This is a genomic window from Variovorax sp. KK3 (assembly GCF_001984055.1).
In the GTDB taxonomy this organism is placed as follows: domain Bacteria; phylum Pseudomonadota; class Gammaproteobacteria; order Burkholderiales; family Burkholderiaceae_C; genus Variovorax.
The window spans coordinates 1-18,928 of record NZ_LYVO01000083.1 but is presented as its reverse complement, the minus strand read 5'-3'; the positions used below and the strand labels follow the sequence as shown (position 1 = coordinate 18,928).

Annotated in this window: 16 protein-coding genes; 4 read left to right on the top strand and 12 right to left on the bottom strand. The window is 68.1% G+C overall.

Annotated elements, in window-relative coordinates; translation table 11 throughout:
- Window positions 1-4: 4 nt before the first annotated feature.
- Genes B0W80_RS28495 through B0W80_RS28470 form a run of 6 tightly spaced genes read right to left on the bottom strand, consistent with a single transcriptional unit; the run spans window position 5 to window position 4,678 of the window.
- Window positions 5-955, bottom strand: coding sequence for a sugar kinase (locus tag B0W80_RS28495; protein WP_077002524.1), 951 nt, complete (start codon window positions 953-955; stop codon window positions 5-7).
- Window positions 952-1,698, bottom strand: a complete 747-nt coding sequence (locus B0W80_RS28490; RefSeq protein WP_077002523.1) for a sugar phosphate isomerase/epimerase — start codon at window positions 1,696-1,698, stop codon at window positions 952-954. The genes B0W80_RS28495 and B0W80_RS28490 overlap by 4 nt, the downstream gene beginning before the upstream one ends.
- A gap of 1 nt (window position 1,699) precedes the next feature.
- Complete coding sequence (locus B0W80_RS28485; RefSeq protein WP_077002522.1) at window positions 1,700-2,479, bottom strand: amino acid ABC transporter ATP-binding protein; 780 nt, start codon at window positions 2,477-2,479, stop codon at window positions 1,700-1,702.
- Between the two features lie 16 nt (window positions 2,480-2,495).
- On the bottom strand, window positions 2,496-3,293 hold the full coding sequence (locus B0W80_RS28480; RefSeq protein WP_077002521.1) for a transporter substrate-binding domain-containing protein: 798 nt from the start codon (window positions 3,291-3,293) through the stop codon (window positions 2,496-2,498).
- A gap of 45 nt (window positions 3,294-3,338) precedes the next feature.
- The gene (locus tag B0W80_RS28475) at window positions 3,339-3,992 is read right to left on the bottom strand and encodes an amino acid ABC transporter permease (RefSeq protein ID WP_077002520.1); all 654 of its coding nucleotides are present in this window, start codon (window positions 3,990-3,992) and stop codon (window positions 3,339-3,341) included.
- 14 nt (window positions 3,993-4,006) lie between these two features.
- Window positions 4,007-4,678 carry an amino acid ABC transporter permease gene (locus B0W80_RS28470; RefSeq protein WP_077002519.1) on the bottom strand — a complete coding sequence of 224 codons (672 nt, stop codon included), beginning with the start codon at window positions 4,676-4,678 and terminating at the stop codon, window positions 4,007-4,009.
- A 170-nt stretch (window positions 4,679-4,848) separates the two neighbouring features.
- Here B0W80_RS28470 and B0W80_RS28465 point away from each other — a divergent pair, with 170 nt between their 5' ends.
- The gene (locus B0W80_RS28465; protein ID WP_077002518.1) at window positions 4,849-6,543 is read left to right on the top strand and encodes a hypothetical protein; all 1,695 of its coding nucleotides are present in this window, start codon (window positions 4,849-4,851) and stop codon (window positions 6,541-6,543) included.
- A gap of 31 nt (window positions 6,544-6,574) precedes the next feature.
- Here the strand turns inward: B0W80_RS28465 and B0W80_RS28460 are convergent, their stop codons facing one another.
- Window positions 6,575-7,534 (bottom strand): LysR family transcriptional regulator, encoded by a 960-nt coding sequence (locus tag B0W80_RS28460; protein WP_256856706.1) that lies wholly within the window; start codon window positions 7,532-7,534, stop codon window positions 6,575-6,577.
- A gap of 111 nt (window positions 7,535-7,645) precedes the next feature.
- Between B0W80_RS28460 and B0W80_RS28455 the strand changes: the two genes are divergently transcribed.
- A complete protein-coding gene (locus B0W80_RS28455; protein ID WP_077002517.1) occupies window positions 7,646-8,980 on the top strand; it encodes an aspartate aminotransferase family protein in 1,335 nt (444 codons plus the stop codon).
- Between the two features lie 22 nt (window positions 8,981-9,002).
- Window positions 9,003-9,899, top strand: coding sequence for a transporter substrate-binding domain-containing protein (locus B0W80_RS28450; RefSeq protein WP_077002516.1), 897 nt, complete (start codon window positions 9,003-9,005; stop codon window positions 9,897-9,899).
- Between the two features lie 26 nt (window positions 9,900-9,925).
- Here the strand turns inward: B0W80_RS28450 and B0W80_RS28445 are convergent, their stop codons facing one another.
- The 4 genes from B0W80_RS28445 to B0W80_RS28430 all read right to left on the bottom strand — a co-directional run bounded on the left by B0W80_RS28445 (window position 9,926) and on the right by B0W80_RS28430 (window position 16,660).
- Entirely contained in the window at window positions 9,926-10,591 is a 666-nt protein-coding gene (locus B0W80_RS28445; RefSeq protein WP_077002515.1) for an aspartate/glutamate racemase family protein, read from the bottom strand.
- A 20-nt stretch (window positions 10,592-10,611) separates the two neighbouring features.
- A complete protein-coding gene (locus B0W80_RS28440; RefSeq protein WP_077002514.1) occupies window positions 10,612-12,060 on the bottom strand; it encodes an MFS transporter in 1,449 nt (482 codons plus the stop codon).
- A gap of 157 nt (window positions 12,061-12,217) precedes the next feature.
- Window positions 12,218-13,060 carry a MurR/RpiR family transcriptional regulator gene (locus tag B0W80_RS28435; protein ID WP_077002513.1) on the bottom strand — a complete coding sequence of 281 codons (843 nt, stop codon included), beginning with the start codon at window positions 13,058-13,060 and terminating at the stop codon, window positions 12,218-12,220.
- 63 nt (window positions 13,061-13,123) lie between these two features.
- The gene (locus tag B0W80_RS28430; protein WP_077002512.1) at window positions 13,124-16,660 is read right to left on the bottom strand and encodes a patatin-like phospholipase family protein; all 3,537 of its coding nucleotides are present in this window, start codon (window positions 16,658-16,660) and stop codon (window positions 13,124-13,126) included.
- 170 nt (window positions 16,661-16,830) lie between these two features.
- Between B0W80_RS28430 and B0W80_RS28425 the strand changes: the two genes are divergently transcribed.
- Window positions 16,831-17,910 carry an MBL fold metallo-hydrolase gene (locus B0W80_RS28425; protein ID WP_256856705.1) on the top strand — a complete coding sequence of 360 codons (1,080 nt, stop codon included), beginning with the start codon at window positions 16,831-16,833 and terminating at the stop codon, window positions 17,908-17,910.
- A gap of 16 nt (window positions 17,911-17,926) precedes the next feature.
- Here the strand turns inward: B0W80_RS28425 and B0W80_RS28420 are convergent, their stop codons facing one another.
- Window positions 17,927-18,823: a YihY/virulence factor BrkB family protein gene (locus B0W80_RS28420; protein WP_077002511.1), complete on the bottom strand. Its 897-nt coding sequence runs from the start codon at window positions 18,821-18,823 to the stop codon at window positions 17,927-17,929.
- Window positions 18,824-18,928: the final 105 nt, after the last annotated feature.

Genomic DNA, 18,928 nt, shown 5'->3' with positions numbered 1-18,928 from the left:
GTGCTCACAGCCCCGCTTCTTCGAGCTGCGCCCGCGTCGGCAGGCCTTCGGTGTCGCCCAGCACCTGCACGGCGCGGGCACCGATCCAGGCGGCACGGCGCACGGCCTCGGGCACGCTGCGGCCTTCGAGCAGCGCGCTCACCACACCGACCGCGAAGCCGTCGCCGGCACCGACCGTGTCGATCACCTTCTCGACCGGGAAGCCGTCGACGCGGCCGGTACCGGCCGTGTCGCTGTCGTAGTAGGCGCCCTCGGCACCGAGCTTGACCACGACCAGCTTCGCGCCGAGCCCACGGTAGAAACGCGCCACGCCTTCGGGCGTGGTCTCGCCGGTGAGCAGCAGGCCTTCTTCCATGCCGGGCAGCACCCAGTCGGCGCGCGAAGCCAGCGCGTTGATCCAGTGGCGCATGGTCTCTTTCGACGACCACAGCGTGGGGCGCAGGTTCGGGTCGAACGAAATCGTGCGGCCGGCGGCGCGCATGACGTCCATGCTCTTCACCGCGGCCTGGATGCTGGTGTCGGAAATAGCGGCAAACACGCCGGTGGCGTGCAGGTGGCGGGCCGAGCGCAGCCAGGCCTCGTCCACGTCGGCCAGGCCCATGTGGCTGGCCGCCGAGCCCTTGCGGTGGTATTCCACCGGCGGGTCGCTGCCGTCGGTGACGCGGCCCTTGAACTGGAAACCCGTGCGCTGCGATGCATCGCTGATGACGTGCGAGCAGTCGATGCCCTCGGACTGCATGGTGGCCAGCAGCGCACGGCCCATCGAATCGGTGCCGAGCCGGCTGGCCCAGCCCACCTTGAGTCCCAGGCGCGACAGGCCGATGGCCACGTTGGTCTCGGCGCCGGCGGTGCGCTTGTGGAAGGCGGTGGCGTTCTCGATGGGGCCGGGCTGGTCGCCGACCAGCAGCATCATGGCTTCACCGAAGAGCGCGACGTCGAAGGTTGTGTCGGTCATGACAGGCCTCGCAAGGAGCGGATGTGTTCGACCTGGTCGCGCGTGACGGCCGGCAGGTCATCGCCGACCAGAGGATATTCGATGGCATGCGGCACATCCACCGGAAGTGCCCGCAGCACCGCGCGCCAGGGCGCGACGGACTCGGCCAGCGGCACCGCCACCCACTTGGCGGGCAGGCGCTGCACGCCCTTGCAATGCACGTACCGCACCCGCGGCGCCAGGGCTTCGGCGGCACGCAGCGGGCATTCGCCGAGCCAGTGCCAGTTGCCCATGTCGAAGGTCATGCCGAGGTCGAGCCCCGCCTGCGCCTGCTGGTCGAAGAATCGCAGCAGCGCGTCGAGGCTGCCGGCCTGCACGGTCTGGTCGTTCTCGATGAGCAGTTCCACCGGCTGGGCATCGAGCAGGGCTTTGAGCTTGGCCAGCGAGAACTGCGAAGCTGCGGCGAAGCCACCGATCGCCATCTTGAGCCGGTGGGCACGCAGCGCGGTCGCTGCGGCCAGGCCGCGGGCGAGCGCGCCTTCGTCCAGGCTGCCGTCGGCGGCCCAGAGACCTTCGGGGCTCGAATACACGGAGGCGAGGCCGGCCAATGCCCCCAATTCGGCAGCGGGTTCGCGCAGCAGTTCGCCGCGGACCTCCACGCTGTCGGCGCCGGCTTCCAATGCAAGCCGCGTGCACCACAGCTGGCCGTGCCGGCCCACCTCGGCCGCGCCGAAGGACGACAGAGAGATCAGGACAGGCGGCATGTCAGTGGGCTTGGTGCGAGCTGAGGATCTGGCCGAGGAACTGGCGGGTCTTCTCGTGCTTGGGCTGCGCGAAGAACTCGCCCGGTGGGGCCTGCTCGACGATCTTGCCGTCGGCCATGAAGATCACGCGGTCGGCCACGCTGCGGGCGAAGCCCATTTCGTGCGTGACGCACAGCATGGTCATGCCGTCTTCGGCCAGGCCGATCATGGTGTCGAGCACTTCCTTGACCATCTCGGGGTCGAGCGCGGACGTCGGCTCGTCGAACAGCATGATCTTCGGGCTCATGCACAGGGCGCGAGCGATCGCCACGCGCTGCTGCTGGCCACCGGACAACTGGCTCGGGTACTTGTGGGCCTGCTCGGGAATGCGCACGCGCGACAGGTACTTCATCGCCACCTCTTCGGCCTGCGCCTTGGACATGCCGCGCGAGCGCATCGGCGCCAGCGTGCAGTTCTGCAGGATGGTGAGGTGCGGGAACAGGTTGAACTGCTGGAACACCATGCCGACCTCGGCCCGCACGGCGTCGACGTTCTTGCCGCCGGCCGTGAGCTCGATGCCGTCGACCACGATCTTGCCCTTCTGCACCGTCTCGAGCCGGTTGATGCAGCGGATCAGCGTCGACTTGCCCGAGCCCGAAGGCCCGCAGATGACGATGCGCTCGCCGGTGCGCACCGAGAGGTCGATGTCGGTCAGCACCTGGAAGGTGCCGTACCACTTGTTCACCGATTCCATCCGGATGATGGCGTCGGCGCCGGCGTGGGTGGCGATCGTGTCGGTCATGGAGCGAGCCTGGGGGTTAGTTCAACTTCGGCAGATCCGTCTGCAGCCACTTGTTGTAGAGCTTGTTCAGCTCGCCGTTGGCCGTGTTCTTCGCGACGAAGTCGTTGACGTTCTTGAGCAGGTCGTCCTGGCCCGGCCGCATGGCGATGGCCATGGCCTGCTGCACCAGGGTGAATTTGTTCTCGAAGGTATTGGCCGGCACGCGCTTGGCGATCTGCGCGGCCACGGTGACGGAGCAGCCGATGGCATCGACCTGGCCCGACATCAGCGCCTGCATGGCCGAGGCATCGTCATCGAAGCGGCGGATCTCGGTGCCTTCGGGCGCGGCCTTGGTCACGGCCACGTCCTGCGTGCTGGCCCGGGCCACGCCCACGCGCACGCCCTTGAGGTCGGCGGCGGCCTTGATGTTGCTGCCGGTCTTGCCGTAGAGCACGATGGTGGCGGCCGCATAGGGCTGCGAGAACTGCACCTGCTTGGCACGCTCGGGCGTGACGGCGAGCGAGGCCACCAGCAGGTCGACCTTGTTGGTCAGCAGGAAGGGAATGCGGTTCGGGCCAGTGACGGGCACGATGTTGGCCTTGACGCCCCAGTCCTTCGCCAGCAGCTTGGCCACGTCGGCGTCGTAGCCGTCGGGCTGGTTCTTCGCGTCGGTGGTGCCGTAGGGCGGAAAGTCGACCAGCATGCCGATCGTGATCTCGCCCTTCTTCTTGATGTCGGCCACGCTCTGGGCCGAAGCCAGCGGCGCGAAGGCGGTCAGCGCGGCGCCCAGGCCGAGAGCGGCGATGGCGGCACGGCGGGTGGTGAAGAGGGTCATGTCGGAGTCTCCTTGGATGAGGGCGTGAAAGTTGAAAAAGCGAAATCAGCGTGCCAAAGCGCGGGCGCGTTTGCGCTCCATGTGGCCGGCCACCAGAGACAGCGGCCAGCAGATGACGAAGTACAGCGCCGCGACGGTGGTGAACACCTGCAGCGGCTGGAAGGTCGCGTTGTTGATGATCTGGCCGGCGCGCGTGATCTCGGTGAAGCCGATGATCGCGGCGAGCGAGGTGCCCTTGATGATCTGCACCACGTAGCCCACGGTCGGCGGCAGCGCGATCTTGAAGGCCTGCGGCAGCACCACGTCGCGCATGCGGCTCGCATAGCCCAGGTTGAGCGCGTGCGCTGCCTCGGTCTGGCCGCGCGGAATCGCCTCGATGCAGCCGCGCCAGATCTCGCCGAGGAAGGCCGCGCTGTTGAGCACCAGCGCGATGCCGGCAGCGATCCACGGGTTGATGTCGAAGCCCACCACGGGCGCGCCGAAGAAGATCAGGAACAGCTGCAGCAGCAGCGGCGTGCCCTGGAACACCTGGATGAAGCCGGTGGACAGCACGCGCGCCAGGCGATTGTCGGAGGTGCGCGCCAGTGCGATCAGCAGGCCGAGGATGGCGCCGCCGATGAAGGCGATGGCGGACAGCGCGAGCGTCCACTTGGCCGCTTCGAGGATGAAGAGGAAGTCGGGAAAGCCGAAGGTGCGCATGATTCGATGTTCCCTTAGCGGCGGTCCGGGTAGTTCAAGGTGCGCCGGTAGATCAGCTTGAACAGGCCCGAGAAGGCGAGCGCCAGCGCCAGGTAGATGCCGGCCACGACGATGTAGATCTCGAAGCTGCGGAAAGTCTGCGACTGCAGGTTGGCGGCCACCGAGGTCAGGTCGTCGGCCGAGATCACCGACACCACGGCCGAGCTCAGCATGAGCAGGATGAACTGGCTGGTGAGCGCGGGATAGATCGCCTTGAGCGCCGGCTTGATGATGACGAAGCGGAAGATTTCCCAGCCCTTGAGATTGAGCGCCCTGCCCGCTTCGATCTGCCCCTTCGGAATCGACTCGATGCCGGCGCGGATGATCTCGGTGGCGTAGGCGCCGAGGTTCACCACCATGGCGGTCAGCGCTGCCGTGTAGGGCGACCAGCGCAGGCCGATGGCCGGCAGCGCGAAGAAAAAGAAGAACAGCTGCACCAGGAAGGGCGTGTTGCGGATCACCTCGATGTACGCGTTCACGATGAAACGCAACCAGGCCGGGCCCGATGTCTTGCCCCAGGCGCAGAAGATGGCGACCACCAGGCCCAGCAGCGTGGCGATCAGCGAGAGCTGGATCGTGATCCACGTGCCCTTCAGCAGCAGCGGCCAGGCGGCGAAGACGGCGTCGAACTGGAATTGGTAGTTCACGGAAGGGTGCGTTTCGAAACGGTGCGCGCCGGGGCGCGAAGAGCACCCGCAAGGCTTCTGAAGGTGCACGGCCAGTTTAACTGAAACCGGTTTCAGCACCACATCAGGGATTCCCCTAATCACCCATTGCGCGATGCCTCGCCACAGCGACCGATGCCTACACTCGCGCCATGCAGCAGAACACTTACACACTCGACGCTGCGGTCCCTGCAAGGGGCGTGTTGCCCCACGTGCATCACCTGCGCGCGACCTTGCTGTGGCCCCTTCGGCTGATGCCTGCGGCGGCGCACCAGCGGGACCGGCACAACCCCTGGCAGGTGCTCAGGGACGCCGGCGATGCCTCGCCCTGGCGTGAAGAGGTGGACGAGTACACCGGCAGCAGCGACGCGTTCCACGAGCGGCACTACAACGAGTTCGTGAGCTTCCTGCCTTACGTGCAGCGCTTCCTCTACGGCGAAGGCCGGCGCGGGCGTGCCGAAGGTGCCGGCGGCGAGTCGGCGATGCACGTGTTCCGCCGCCGCGACATCGCCGCCGTGCGCGTGGTGGCGAAGGCCGGCGACGCACCGGTCACGCTGCAGGTGGTGCACACCGACCTGTATTTCTTCTTCGACGTCGACGTGGTGATGCTCAACATGGAAGTCGGCGTCGACGACCTGAGCCTGCCGCAGGCACAGGAACTCCTCTACCGCTTCGGCCGCGCCTATCCGGGCGGGTGGGACGCCGCGGGCGCGGCGCTGCATTGCATGAGCAGTGTCGAATGGCTGGACGCAAAGGGCGGCGTACTCGCCAGCTCCGATGCGCAGCAGAGCGATCTTTTCCTCGAACACGTTGCCGAGCATCGCGCGCCGCGCATCTCCGCCCACTGGGCTTGGCTCATGCAGCCGCTGGTCAGCGACCATTCGGGCGAGGCTGGCGCGCTGCGCTTCCGCCAACTCGAGTACTACCGCATGCCGCTGATGGCCTATCTCTCGCTCGACGACCCACGAAAGCTATCGCGGCACGACTTCATGCGGCTCGCGCTGGTCACCGGCGCCGCAGAGCCGGCCCTGGGCGGCAGCGGCCCCCTGCCCTTTCCCGAAGACCGGATGGACGACTTCGAGCAGCGCTACTGCTACGACCGCTTCTGGGTCGACGCCGGCAGCGCGCCCAACACGCGCTACCTGTGCAGCGGCCGCTCGCTGGTGGTGGTCGGCACGGCCGACTCCGAGTTCTTCTGCTGCCGCGACCGCGGCGTGCTGGCGCAGTTCCGGCATCAGCACTTCCTCGTCTTCCTGATCGCGCACTTCCAAAAGGCCGCGCTGTTGATGTTCTCCGACCGGCTGGTGGAAGCACTGCGCCGGCTGGACGTGCACGACGTCGTCAGCGTCAAGCGCTTCAAGCGCGCCATTCGCGCGAGCTTCGAAGGCTTCCTGCGCTTCACGCATCGCTACTGGTTCCACGAGATCTCGGAGCAGGCGCAGGTGCGCGCGCTGTCGCGCCTGTGCACGACCCATCTCGGGCTCGATCCGCTCTACGAGGAGGTCAAGGAACGCATTGCCGACATGAACACCTACCTCGACGCCGACAGCCTGCGCCGCCAGGCCAACACGGTGGTGCGTCTCACGGTGGTGACGCTCTTCGGCCTGATCGGCACCGTGACCACCGGTTTCCTCGGCATGAACCTGCTGGCCGAGGCCGATTCACCCCTGTGGAAAAAGCTCGTGTGGTTCGGTGTGGTCGGCGCCTTCACCACCTGGCTGACCTTCTACACGATGATCAAGTCGAAGCGGCTGTCGGACTTCATCGATGCGTTGTCGGATGAGCGGCACACGCTCAAGAGCCGGCTGGGGGTGCTGGCTGGGGTTTGGAAGCCGGGGTCGGATTGACGCAGCCGGGTTGCCTCGTCGATCGCAGCGCTCAGCCAAATCCCCCTCCCGCACAGATGCGTCCCCACAGCCGCCCGACGGCGGCGCGCGTGTTGGCGCGTGCGCGCCAAGCCACGATGGCGACCTCGACGTCCCACGCGCCTTCGCCCACCGGCACCAGTTCCGTCAGGCGGCCCGAGACGAAGGAGCTGTCGGGCAGCCACGCGATGCCCATGCCCTGCAGCGCGAGGTCGCCGAGCACGTCGGTCATCTCGGCCTCGAACGCGCGGTAGCCGACCAGCGGCTGGGCGGACTGCTCCAGGGCCGTGTCGACCACTCGCGCGAAGTAGCCGCTGCGCGAATACATCAGCAGCGGGACGGGCGCCGAGGCGCTGCCGGGCAGCGCGAGACGGCCCGATGCGGCGAGTTCGCGCGACGCGTAAGGCCGCACTTTCTCCACGCCGAGTTCATGGCACTCGAAGCGCGCCAGGTCGAGCTGGATCGGATGCGCCGCCTGATGAAAGCCGATCAGGATGTCGGCCGAGCCCGCGCTGAAGGCCGACACCGTGTCGTGCACGTTGCCGACCTCCAGGCTGCAGCTCAGGTCGCCCGCGCCCGACCAGCGCGCCCACCAGGCCGGCAGGCGTGTGCTCGCCAGCGCGTAGGTGGAGGCGATGCGCACATGGTTGCGCGAAGGCGCATCACCGATCTCGGCTCGGGCATCGGCGATCTGGTTGAGCAGCCCGGTGGCGACCTTTCGGAAGTGCTCCCCTGCCGGCGTGAGCCGCGTCGGGTAGGTCGCGCGGTCGATGAGTTTGGCACCGAGCCACTGCTCGAGTGCCTGGATGCGGCGGCTGAACGCAGCCTGCGACACGTTGCGCATGTCGGCCGCGCGCGTGAAGTTCTGCACCTCGGCCAAGGTGACGAAGTCCTGAAACCAGCGGATGTCCATGCCGCGATTGACGCCCGAGCCGCGCGGAAATGCAAGCCGCGCGCGATTCGTTTCACGCATCGGCGATGCTCGGCGCGCATCGGCCCCGGATGCAAACTCGACATTGGACCTCGCACGCCGCGCTCGCGAACATCGCTGCATCCACTCACCACTTCAGCAAAGGATCCGGACATGAGCGAGCAACTCCGCGCGGCGGCCAAGGAATACATGGTGCGCTACGGCGGCGACACCTTCCCCAACCTGTTTCGCAGCGCCCGCGGCGCGGTGGTCATCGACGACACCGGGCGCGAGATCCTCGACTTCACCTCGGGACAGATGTGCGCCACCATCGGCCACAACCACCCGGCCATCGTGCGCGCGGTGCACGAGGCCGGAGAGAAGGCCTTCCACCTGTTCAGCGGCATGATTCCCGAAGTCGTCGCCGAACTCGCGCAGAAGATGGCCACCGAATGGATGCCCGCGCCGCTGACGAAATCGATCTTCGTGAACACCGGCTCCGAGAGCAACGAGGTCGCGCTGCGCATGGCGAAGATGTACACCGGCGGCTTCGAGCTCCTGGCTGTCGGCGGCTCGTGGCACGGCGTCACGGGCGGCACCAGCGCGGTGTCGTTCGCGAGCGACCGCAAGGGGTACGGCGTGCACGTGCCGGGCGTCTACTTGATGCCCGAGCCGAACGCCTACCGTCCGTACATCCAGGGCCTGTCGGGGGAGGCTTCGGCGCTGGCCTGCCTCGAGCTCGGGCTCAAGATGTACGACATGGCCTCGACCGGCCGGCGCGCCGCGATCATCATCGAACCGATCATCAGCGCGGGCGGCGTGCTGGTGCCGCCCCGGTCGTACATGCAGGCCCTGCGCAAGGCGGCCGACGAGCGCGGCATGCTGCTGATCTTCGACGAGGCGCAGACCGCCTTCGGCCGCATCGGCCACCGCACGGCATCGGACTTCTACGGCGTGGTGCCGGACATCATGTCGGTCTCGAAGACCATGGGTGGCGGCCTGCCGCTCGCGGCCGTGGCCACCAGCCCGAAGATCGAGCAGGACGTGCACGAGAAGGGCTTCACCTTCTACACCAGCCACGTATCCGACCCGCTGCCTGCCACCGTTGGCCTGGCCGTGCTCGACACCATTCGCCGCGAAGGCCTCATCGAGCGCGCACGCAGCACCGGCGCCTACCTGCGCGGCCAGCTGCTCGAACTGCAGCAGCGCTACGAAGCCATCGGCGACGTGCGCGGCGAAGGCCTGCTGCTGGGTGTCGAGCTGGTGCAGGACCGTGAATCGCGCCTGCCGTATCACGAGCTCGGCGCGCGCACCACCAAGAAATGCTTCGAGCTCGGCTTGAGTATGAACATCCGCCGCCGGCCCGAGCGCGGCTCGGTGTGGCGCATCGCGCCGCCGCTCAACGTGACCCATGCGCAGGTCGACAGCGCGATCGCGATCCTCGACCGCGCGCTGCGCGAAAGCCTCGACGAGATCGCGCAGCCGGCGCCCGTGGCACTCGCCGCCTGATCGACACCGGAGCTCGCACATCATGAAGCGATCGATCCTCTGGAGCGCCGCCGCGCTGGCCTGCACCGTCGTGGCCGCGAGCGCGCAGGAAGCCGGCACGCTGGCCAAGGCGAAAGCCGCCGGCGCCATCACCATGGGCGTGCGCGAAGCGTCGCCGCCGCTGTCGTACTCGGTGGGCAGCAGCCATGTCGGCTACCACGTGGAGCTGTGCGAACAGATGCTCGGCAAGCTGCTGCCGGGCGTCGCGATCCGTCCGATGGTCGTCACGCCACAGAACCGGCTGCCGCTGCTGCAGAACGGCACCATCGACATCGAGTGCGGCTCGACCACGAACAACGCCTCGCGCCAGCAGCAGGCTGCGTTCGCCAACACGACCTACATCACCGAAGCGCGCTTCGCCGTGCGCGCCACCAGCGGCATCGAGTCGCTGGAGCAACTGAAGGGCAAGACCGTGGTCACCACCACAGGCACCACGCTCGTGCAACGGCTGCGCAGGATCGAAGCGGACAACAAGGGCTTGGGCCTGGGCATCGTCCTGGCCAAGGACCACGCCGAGAGCTTCCTGCTGCTGGAAACCGGCCGCGCCGACGCCTTCGCGATGGACGACAACACGCTGGCCGGCAACATCTCGAATGCGCGCAACCCGTCGGACTTCAGGATCGTCGGCAAGCCGCTCGGCATCGAGCCGATCGCGATCATGATCCGCAAGGACGACGCTTCGTTCAAGCGCGCGGTCGACACGTACCTGGCGGGTGTGATGGCATCGGGCGAGCTGGAGAAGCTCTACGCCAAGTGGTTCATGGCGCCCATTCCGCCTCGCAACGCGATCATCAACATTCCGTTGAGCGATTCGCTGAAGGCGGCATTCCAGTCGCCCAACGATCGGCCGGCGGAGGCCTACGAGGCCAGGCTGCCCTGAGCCGATCGTCGAGGCTTCTCCAGCGCCTAGAGAACCGCTCGCATCTCGTCCATCTGCAGCAGAAGCCGCCGCACGGCTGCGGGAATCGGCGCGATCACCGGCACACGGAATCGGCCGGCCAGGCCGATCGCGGCCTGCCCCAAGGGGCCGCCGCCGATGATGACGGCCTGCGCGCCGTCTTCTTCGATGCATCGGGAGACGGCACGCGCAAGGGCCTCTTCCAGCGCTGCCGGGTCGGCCGCCAGTGCGCGCGGGTCGCCTTCGGTGAGGCGAATGCCGGTGTAGAGCTTCGACAGGCCCAGCGCGTCGGCGCGTCCCTGGATGGCGGCTGCCAGGTCTGGCGTGACCGTCGCGACGCCGAAGCGGCGCCCGTCCTGCGCGGCCTCGCGCATCGAGGCCTCGCAGATGCCGACCACCGGAACCTCGCTCGCCCGGCGCAGCCGCTCGATGCCCGGGTCGCCGAAAGCACTGACGATGATGCCTTGCCAACCGGGGCCGGCGTTCTCCCACGCGTGCTCGACTTCGGGCGCCGCAGCGCTCAGCTCGGCTTCGTTGACGATCATCGAGGGTCCGCGCCGCGCGGTCACGCCGGTGACGCCGAGGCCGTCGGGAAGTTCATTCGCCGCGATGCCGACCATCATGGAGGTGGTGGCTTCCGACGAATTGGGATTGATGAGAAGGATGTTGCGCATTCGGTGAACCCGGTGTTGTGTCAGGCCCGCGACGGGGTCACGGCCGCACGCGCCACCGCTTCTTCCTCCGAAGGCAGCGCGATGGCGTCCGGCGACTGGCCGTAGGTTTCGGGCACGCTCTGCACGCTGACGGTGAAGATCGCGTACATCGCCGCGACCATGCCGAACACGCCGGCGATACCGAAGCCGTCGAGCAGCCGTCCCGCCACCAGCGGCATGAACGCACCCGCGGCCGTGCCGGTGGCGAGAATGAAGGCGGTGCCGAAGGCGCGCACCTTGGTCGGGTAGAGCTCGGGCGCGAAGATCCAGATGGTGGTGTTCAGCAGCAGCACGAAGAACTGGAAGATCGCACCGGCCGCCAGCACCAGGACGATGCTGTTGGCAAGAAAGCCGATGGTCAGCGCGGCCGCACCCGCGCAGACCGCGCCGATGGTCAGCACGCGCTTGCGCGGAAACTTGAAGCCCAGCGCCGATGCCGCGATGGCACCCAGCAGGCTGCCGCTCTGCATGATCATCGTGAAGAGCAGGCTCTTCGACACCGTGTAGCCCAGGCCGACGAGAATGGTCGGCATCAGCGTGAGCACCGACAGCTGCGCGCCGTAGGCCATCCAGATCGTGATGCACAGCGGGACGGTGCGGCGGGCCAGCGCACCGCGGAAGATCTCGGTGACGCGCACCTTCACCTTGGCGGCGGTGGCCGTGCTGCCTTCGTCCTTCAGGTACGGATGCGGGTCGGCGACCTTGCCGCTCAGGCGGCCCGAGGCCAGCTTCGACAACACGACGTTGACGTCCTTGACGCGGTCCTGCGACAGCAGGAATCTCGGCGTTTCCGGGATGTAGCGGCGGTAGAACGCACCGAGCAGGGCCGGCACCATCAGGCAGACGAACAGCCAGCGCCAGCTGCTTTCGCCGGGGAAGATCGTGAACACGAGCAGCCCGAACGCGGGCGCCAGGAAGTTGCCCAAGCCGCCGGCGCCGACGTTGACGAGGCCCACGGCCGTGCCGCGGAACTTCGTCGAGCAGAACTCGGACAGCATGGTGACGGCGATCGCGATCTCGCCACCGAGGCCGAAACCGACCACGGCGCGGCCGATGGCCATCACCGTCAGGTTGGGTGCCGCGGCGCAGATGCCGGCACCGAGCGTGAACAGCAGCAGGTCGATGCTCAACATGACGCGGCGGCCATAGCGGTCGGCGACGAAGCCCGAGACGATCCGCCCGATGGCAGCGGCGCCGAAGGTGACCGTGTTCAGCAGGCCGATGTCGGACGCGCCCAACCCCCATTGCTCCTTGAGCATGGGGCCCACGATGCCGACGGCGTTCTGCTCGAAGGCATCGAACAGGCAGCCGATGAGGATCAGAAAGATGATCGTGTGATGCGAGCGCGTCACGCCGATCTGGTCGAGCGCGCGGTCCAGCTCGGCCACGCGGGGCGATGCTGGCGTTGAGAGAGCAGGTCCACCGGCCATTCGAAGCTCCTTGAAGAAAGGACACCAACTCGGATGGGTGGATTCTGGCATCGAAATTTCACTGCGTCTGTAACAGTGAAATTATTATTGCAAGTACAAACCCTGATGGCCAGGCAGCCCGCCCCACTCGCGGGCAGAGCATGCCCCGTGCCGCCGCTCAGAGTTCGTCGAGGTCTTCGTGCAGCTGCTCGATCTCGGCAAGGCGCTTGTGCCCTGCCGCGCCCGAGGCGTCGATCACCATCGTGGCGAGCAGGTCGCACAGGGCCATCACCGCGACGTGGTTGTCGAGCGGCCCGGTGCCGCGGCAGTCGCATTGCAGCGACCACGTCGCGCTCGCGTAGTCGGGCGAGCTGTGGTCGCTGACGAAGACGATCTTCGCCCGCGCCTTGCTCGCTGCTTCGAGCACGGCGCCCAACTGACGGGTCTGGCGGCGCATGCCGAAGACGATCACGCAGTCGCGCTCGCCGATGCCGGCCAGGTGCTCGCCGAGCGTCTCACCCGCGCCCGGAATGGCCGTGACGCGCGGCACGACCTGGATGATCTGCCAGCGCAGGTAGACCGCGAAGCCATGGCTGCTTCGGCTGCCGAAGATGAGCACCTGATCGGCCGCGATGATGGCCTTGACGATCGCCGCCATCTGCGGGTCGGCCAGCCGCTCGAAGGTGCTTGCCAGGTTGGCCGCGGAGGCGCCCGCGTGCATGGCGACCCGGTCGCCGCGCTTGCGCTCGGCCACCGACGACTGGAACAGCGGCGACCCGGATTGCTTTTCTTCGCGGACGTGGCGCCGCGCTTCTTCGTAGTTCTCGTAGCCGATGCGGCGGATGAAGCGGCTGACGGTCGATGGCGACACGCCTGCGAGCTCGGCCAGTTCGTTGCCCGCGTAGCCGGCGAGCTCGCCTGGAAATTCGAGCACGAAGTCGGCCAGCTTGCGCTCGGTGTCGGGCAGTGCGTCGAGGTTGGCGCGAACCCGCCGGACGAAGGAATCTGAGGATGCAGGCATGGCGCGATTGTGCCGATCGATGCCCGGTTCGAGCCGAATGACACGCCGTGCGCCTGCGCCAGCTCAGTTCGCCATCGGCCCGCCCGTGCGCGGCAACCACACCTCGATGTTGCTCTTCGTCTCGTTGCCGCCCTGCGGCCGCAGCTTGATGGCCCAAGGCTGGCCGGTGGGCGAAGCCGCCGTCTGCACAAGGGCTTGTGCACAGGCCCGCGTCTTCTCGTCGCGGATGATCACGGTGGGCTCGGGGTGCCCCACCGGCGGCGAGCGGCCGGCGCGGCGCGATGTGCTCAGCACGTCCTCGATCGGAGGCACCGAAGCGCCCAGGCTGCGCCAGGGCCCGCGCCAGCTGCGTGCCTTGTCTCGCAACGCGGGGCCGTAGAGCTGGATGTAGACCACCGAGCCCTCGCAGACGTCGGCCGCGGGCTTCGGCGGCGCAGCGGGCGTGTCGCCCGACTCGGGCGGGGGCGCGGGATAGGTCGGCGGCGCAGGCACGGCCGAGGGCGGCGCGGTGGCGACGTTCACTTCGCCCGGGCCGCTCCAGTCCAGCACGCGGTCGCGCAGCCACACCACGGCCGGCCATGGCGTCGGCAAGGTGCCGCTGCAGTTCTGCTTCGAGCCGACCTGGCCGGTGTAGTCGCGCGCCCAGTAGCGCGGCGCACACGGCGGCGCCTGCGCGGGCTGCAGGCAGTCGATGCCGTTGCCCGCATCGAGCAGGCGCACGCAGGCCGGTGCGCGCTGGGCGGGCGGCTCGTCGGTGCAGGCCTGCTTGGCGTCGTCGACGATGCGCACCGACAGCCGGAACTTGGCCATGAAGTTGTCGCGGCCGTTGCGGCACAGCAGATCGCCCGTGCGCAGCAACTCGGCGGCCAGCAGCGCCGGCGCATCGCCGCTGGGGCTGCCCGCGTGGAGCTTGGCCCAGCGCTCCGTCAGTTCCTTGAACGAGCTGTTCTCGGCACGCTCGGCATCGGCCCGCTCGGCACGCCAGCTGTCGATGCCCTGCCAGGCCGCGACGGCGAAGGTGGCGGCGGTGCCGATGCCGACCGAGGCGGTGACGGCGCCGGCCTTGATGACGCGCGCCTGCAGCCGGCTCATCGAGCCCACGGCAGCCGCGGCGGCGCTGTCCTTGTCGTCGTCCGTGCCGGGGGCGGTGGCCTTGGCGACGGCCTGGGGCTGGCCATCGTCGGGCATGAAGAGGCCGGGCGCACCGGCTGCGACCTGCGCCAGCAGCTCGCCTTCGAGTCGCGAGCCGATCTCGGCTCCGAGGCGGAAGTAGCTCTCCCACTGCGCCTCGTCGAAAAACTGGTCGGTGGTCGGCTGCTGCGGGAAGAGCGGGTTGGCAGCCTTGAAGTTGACCAGGTCCACCGGCAGCGCGGCCGACACATTGGGCTTGACCAGCACGATCTGCCCGGTGGCACCGCTCGCGTAGCGCACCTGGGCCAGCGCGAGGCAGGCCTGGCTGTTGGGCGATGCCAGGTCGTTGAGCGATCCGAAGGAGCCTCGGTGTTCCCAGTCGACGCCGGGGCGCGGCTTCATGAAGGTGATCTCGGCATTGAGGTCGATGCGCGCGCGCCGGATCAGGTTCTCGAGGTCGCAGAAGCGGTAGTCGGGGTCGGCGCCGCAATCGGCGATCACGACCAGTGCGGCCTCCTGCCGCAGCAGCGCGTAGGCGCCGGTGTTTTCGAAGTGGCCGCCGTCGCTGAGGTACCAGTTGGCCGAGCTGCTGCCCGGGAACACGCCGAAGCATTCGAGCAGCATGAAGCGCGTCTTCATCAGCCACGGGCTGCTGTGCAAGGCCGCGCCGCGCTGCACGATGCCCGCATCGGCGCTGTTCCACCAGTAGCCCAGGCGAAGACCGGCGAACACCGACAGCGCCGCCAGGCCGCGCTTGGTGAGGCGGCCCAGGCCCGGTGCGAAGGCGGCGCCCGAGATGGCCGTCCACGCGCCCAGCGTCAATGCCGCTTCGCCGCGCGCCTGCGCCCAGGCCGCGCCGCCGGCCTGCATCAAGCCCAGCGGGCCGATGGTCAGCGGCTGGCTGCGCCGGTCGCGGTTGAACAGGCGCTGCTTGGTGTCGTGCGTCTGGTTGATGCACACGTTGGCCAGGTGCACCGGCCCGCCGAACTTGTGCGGCGCGTAGCGCAGCTGCGAGATGTCGTCGCGTGCATCTACTTCCCCCACCGGCACCTGCGGCGGTTCGAGCCCCGACACCTGCTCTGTCGGGCTGGCGCCCAGCCGCTTGGCATTGGCCGCGCCGAGGTAGCCGCGCACGATGCGCGCCTTGTAGAACATATGCAGCGACGAGACGTTGAGGAAGGCGAAGTTGCGCCCCGTCACCAGCGCATAGCTGAACACGATGACGAAGATGGTGCCCAGCCAGACCCAGCCGCGCGTGAAGTCCAGCCCGGCCGGCGTGAACACGGGCAGCAGCACCGCCGAATACACCACGCCCACCCACCAGGCTGCCAGGCAGAAGGCGAGCAGCAGGCCCAGCAGGCTGCCGAGCGACAGCATCACGCTTCGCCCGACACCCGGCACCTCGCGCTTCTGCGACAGCATCATCGGCAGCACGCCGCGCAGCCCCGCCGCCACCACCAGCAGCGCGGCGCCGTAGAAGGCGCGCAGCTGCTGGCTTTCGGCCGCGATCCACCAGCCGGCGCGGTCGACCAGTCCCAGCATCACGATCAGCAGCGAGGTGTTGAGCACCGAGGCGAGCCCGTCCGTCAGGTCGTTGCGCAGTTCGGCCGGAGAGCGCTTGCGGCAGCGCCACAGCACCCACAGCAGCGCCACCACCCAGCACAGCGTGAAGCCCACGAAGGCCGGCGCCAGCCACAGCGGCCCGCTGTAGTGCCGCACCAGTTGAGGCCCGACCCAGCAGGCAGCCGCGCCCAGCGCGCACCACATCGCCAGCTGCAGCAGCATCGACGCGGTGGACTTGCGGTCACGCACCGACCAGTAGGCGCAGGCCAGCACCACCGAGGCGATGAAGGGCCCGACCAGCGTGAACCACAAGGTCGGCCACTGCGTGGCCCACTGCACCAGCAGCCGCAGCGAATGCACGCTCGCCAGGTCGCTCACGCCGGTCACCGCATCGGGCGGCACGCTGTTGAGGTCGACCGCGCGAAACACCGAATCCCACAGCAGTAGGTTGACGGCCGCCAGCACCATGCCGATGAGGCCTGCGGCAATGGCGATCTCGATGTGGGTGCCCAGCAGGTTGCGCAGGTAGAGCGCGGTGGCGAACAGCGTGTCGCGCAGGCCGCCCGGAATCAGGTAACGGCCGTTGCCGCGCAGCCACCACCCGAAGCGGGCGCGGTCGACGTCGGCGAAGGCGCGCTCGATGTCGCGCACTTCGTCGGCCGACGAGGCGTTGGTGCACAGCCGGCCCAGCGTGGCGCCGATGTAGCCGCCACCCGAGACCGTGGACACCAGGTCGAACGCGAGCAACTGCCGCCGCGCGGCCAGCGACTTCATCAATCCGAGGCAGAAGGTCGCGCTGCGTATGCCGCCGCCCGAAAGTGCCAGGCCCCAGGGCCGGTGCCCGTCGTCGGCGCCAGAGAGCGCCTGGCGGCGAGCGGTGACCAGCTTCTGGATCGCTTCGTCCATGCAGCTCCTTGAGGCTCCTTGTGGTTCGGCGTGGAATATTTCATGGCCGGACCCGAGCCACAATGTCGCAAAAGGTGTATGCCAGATCGAAAGTCGTGCATGCCACGGCTAACCTCGGCGCCCCGCTCACTCTTCTGCCGCCTCTCATGCGACCCACGAACGCCGTCTCCATGTGCAAAAGCCTCTTCCTGGCTGCCTTCTTCGGGCTCGTCGCCGGTTGCGCCAGCCCCGCCAGCGGTGCCTGCGATGCACCGTACGGCCAATCGCCGCAGTTCAAGAACTGCCTGTTCGAGAACCCGCCCAACCCCGAGGCGTTGCCCTCCGCCAGTTCGTGGAAGATCTGGTCGCGCTTCCTGACCGGCACCAAGACCGGCACGGTGCCGGTCGACCCGATCCCCGTGCGCCCCGTCACCCCCGCGCAGCTGGAAGCACTCGACCGCGAGGGCAACCACATCATCCGCCTCGGCCATTCCTCCCACCTGCTCAAGCTGCGCGGCAAGTACTGGCTGATCGACCCCGTCTTCGGCGAACGCGTCTCGCCCTTTTCCTTCGTGGGGCCGAAGCGCTTCCACCAGCCCCCGCTCAAGCTCGAAGACCTGCCGCCCATCGAGGGCCTGATCCTCTCGCACGACCACTACGACCACCTCGACGTGCCGACCATCGAGTACCTGGCGAAGCGGGTGAATCGCTACTTCGTGCCGCTGGGCGTGGGCGCCCGGCTGGTCGACATGGGCGTGGCGCCGGAGCGCGTGGCCGAGTTCGACTGGTGGCAGGCCGCCGAGCACGACGGCGTGCGCCTGACCGCCGCGCCGTCGCAACACTTCTCGGGCCGATCGCTGACCGACCGCAATCGCACGCTATGGGCTTCCTGGATCGTCGAAAGCGGATCGCAGCGCATCTTCTACAGCGGCGACTCCGGCTACTTCGGCGGCTTCCGGCAGATCGGCGAACGCTTCGGCGGCTTCGACCTCGCGTTGATCGAAAACGGCGCGTACGACGCCTACTGGCCCGCGGTGCACATGACGCCCGAAGAAAGCGTGCGCGCCTTCGAGGACGTTCGCGGCAAGGTGATGTACGTGGTGCACAACAGCACCTTCGACCTGGCCTTCCACACCTGGCAAGACCCGCTGGCACGCGTCGCGAAGCTGGCCGAGGCGAAGAAGATCGAGCTGGCGACGCCGGTCATCGGCGAGGTATTGACCATCGGCAAGCCCCGCACCAATGCGCTCTGGTGGGAAGGCCTGAAGTAGAAGCGGCGGCGCCGGTTCAGGCGGTGCCCGCGTTGGGCACTTCCTGTCGCGGCGGCAGGTCCACGTTGCGCAACGAGCCGTAGCGCCGCGCATAGACCCAGGTGAACTCGGCGCCCAGCAGGAAGATCTGCGCCGAGTAATACACCCACACCAGCACCACCACCAGCGAGCCCGCCGCTCCGTAGCCCGAGGCCACGCTGCTCTTGCCGATGTAGAGGCCGATCAGGTGCTTGCCGACGGTGAAGAGCAGCGCCGTCACCGCCGCGCCGACCCACACGTCGCGCCACTGCACCTTCGCGCGCGGCATGATCTTGTAGATCATCGCGAAGCCCACGGTCACCATGGCGAAGCTGAACGCGAAGTTCACGCCTTGCGCCAGCGCGGCCCAGCCGCCGAAGACGGGCGCCCACCACTTGCTCAGGGCCGACAGCGCCGCGCTAGCCACCAGCGACACCATCAGCAGGAAGCCGATGCCCATGATCATGCTGAAGGACAGCAGCCGCACCCGCAGCAGGTTGAGCAGGCCAGGGCTGGCCTGGCGCTGCGGCACGCGCCAGATGCGGTCGAGCGCGTCCTGCAGTTCACCGAACACGGTGCTGGCGCCGAGCAACAGCAGTGCGATGCCGATCACCGTGGCCACGATGCCCTCCTTGGGCTTGTTGACGGCTTCCAGCATGCCCTGCACGGCCCTGGCGCCCTGCTCGCCCATCAGGCCCGAGAGCTGCGTCATGATCTCGCCGCGCGCGGCGTCTTGCCCGAAGACCAGGCCGGCGACCGAGATCACGATGAGCAACAAAGGGGCCACCGAGAACACCGTGTAGTAGGCCAAGGCGGCGCCCATGCTGGGTGCGTAGTCGGCCTTCCAAGACATGACGGCCTGCTTGAGGAGATCGAAGAGTGCGCGCGGCTGCATGGCGGGAGTGTGGCAGCAAGCCACACGCCCGTGCGTCGGACGCCGCGCACACGCCTGTCGGTCCATCAGCAGATAATCGGCCGCGATGCAACCGGCCCCCTCCCC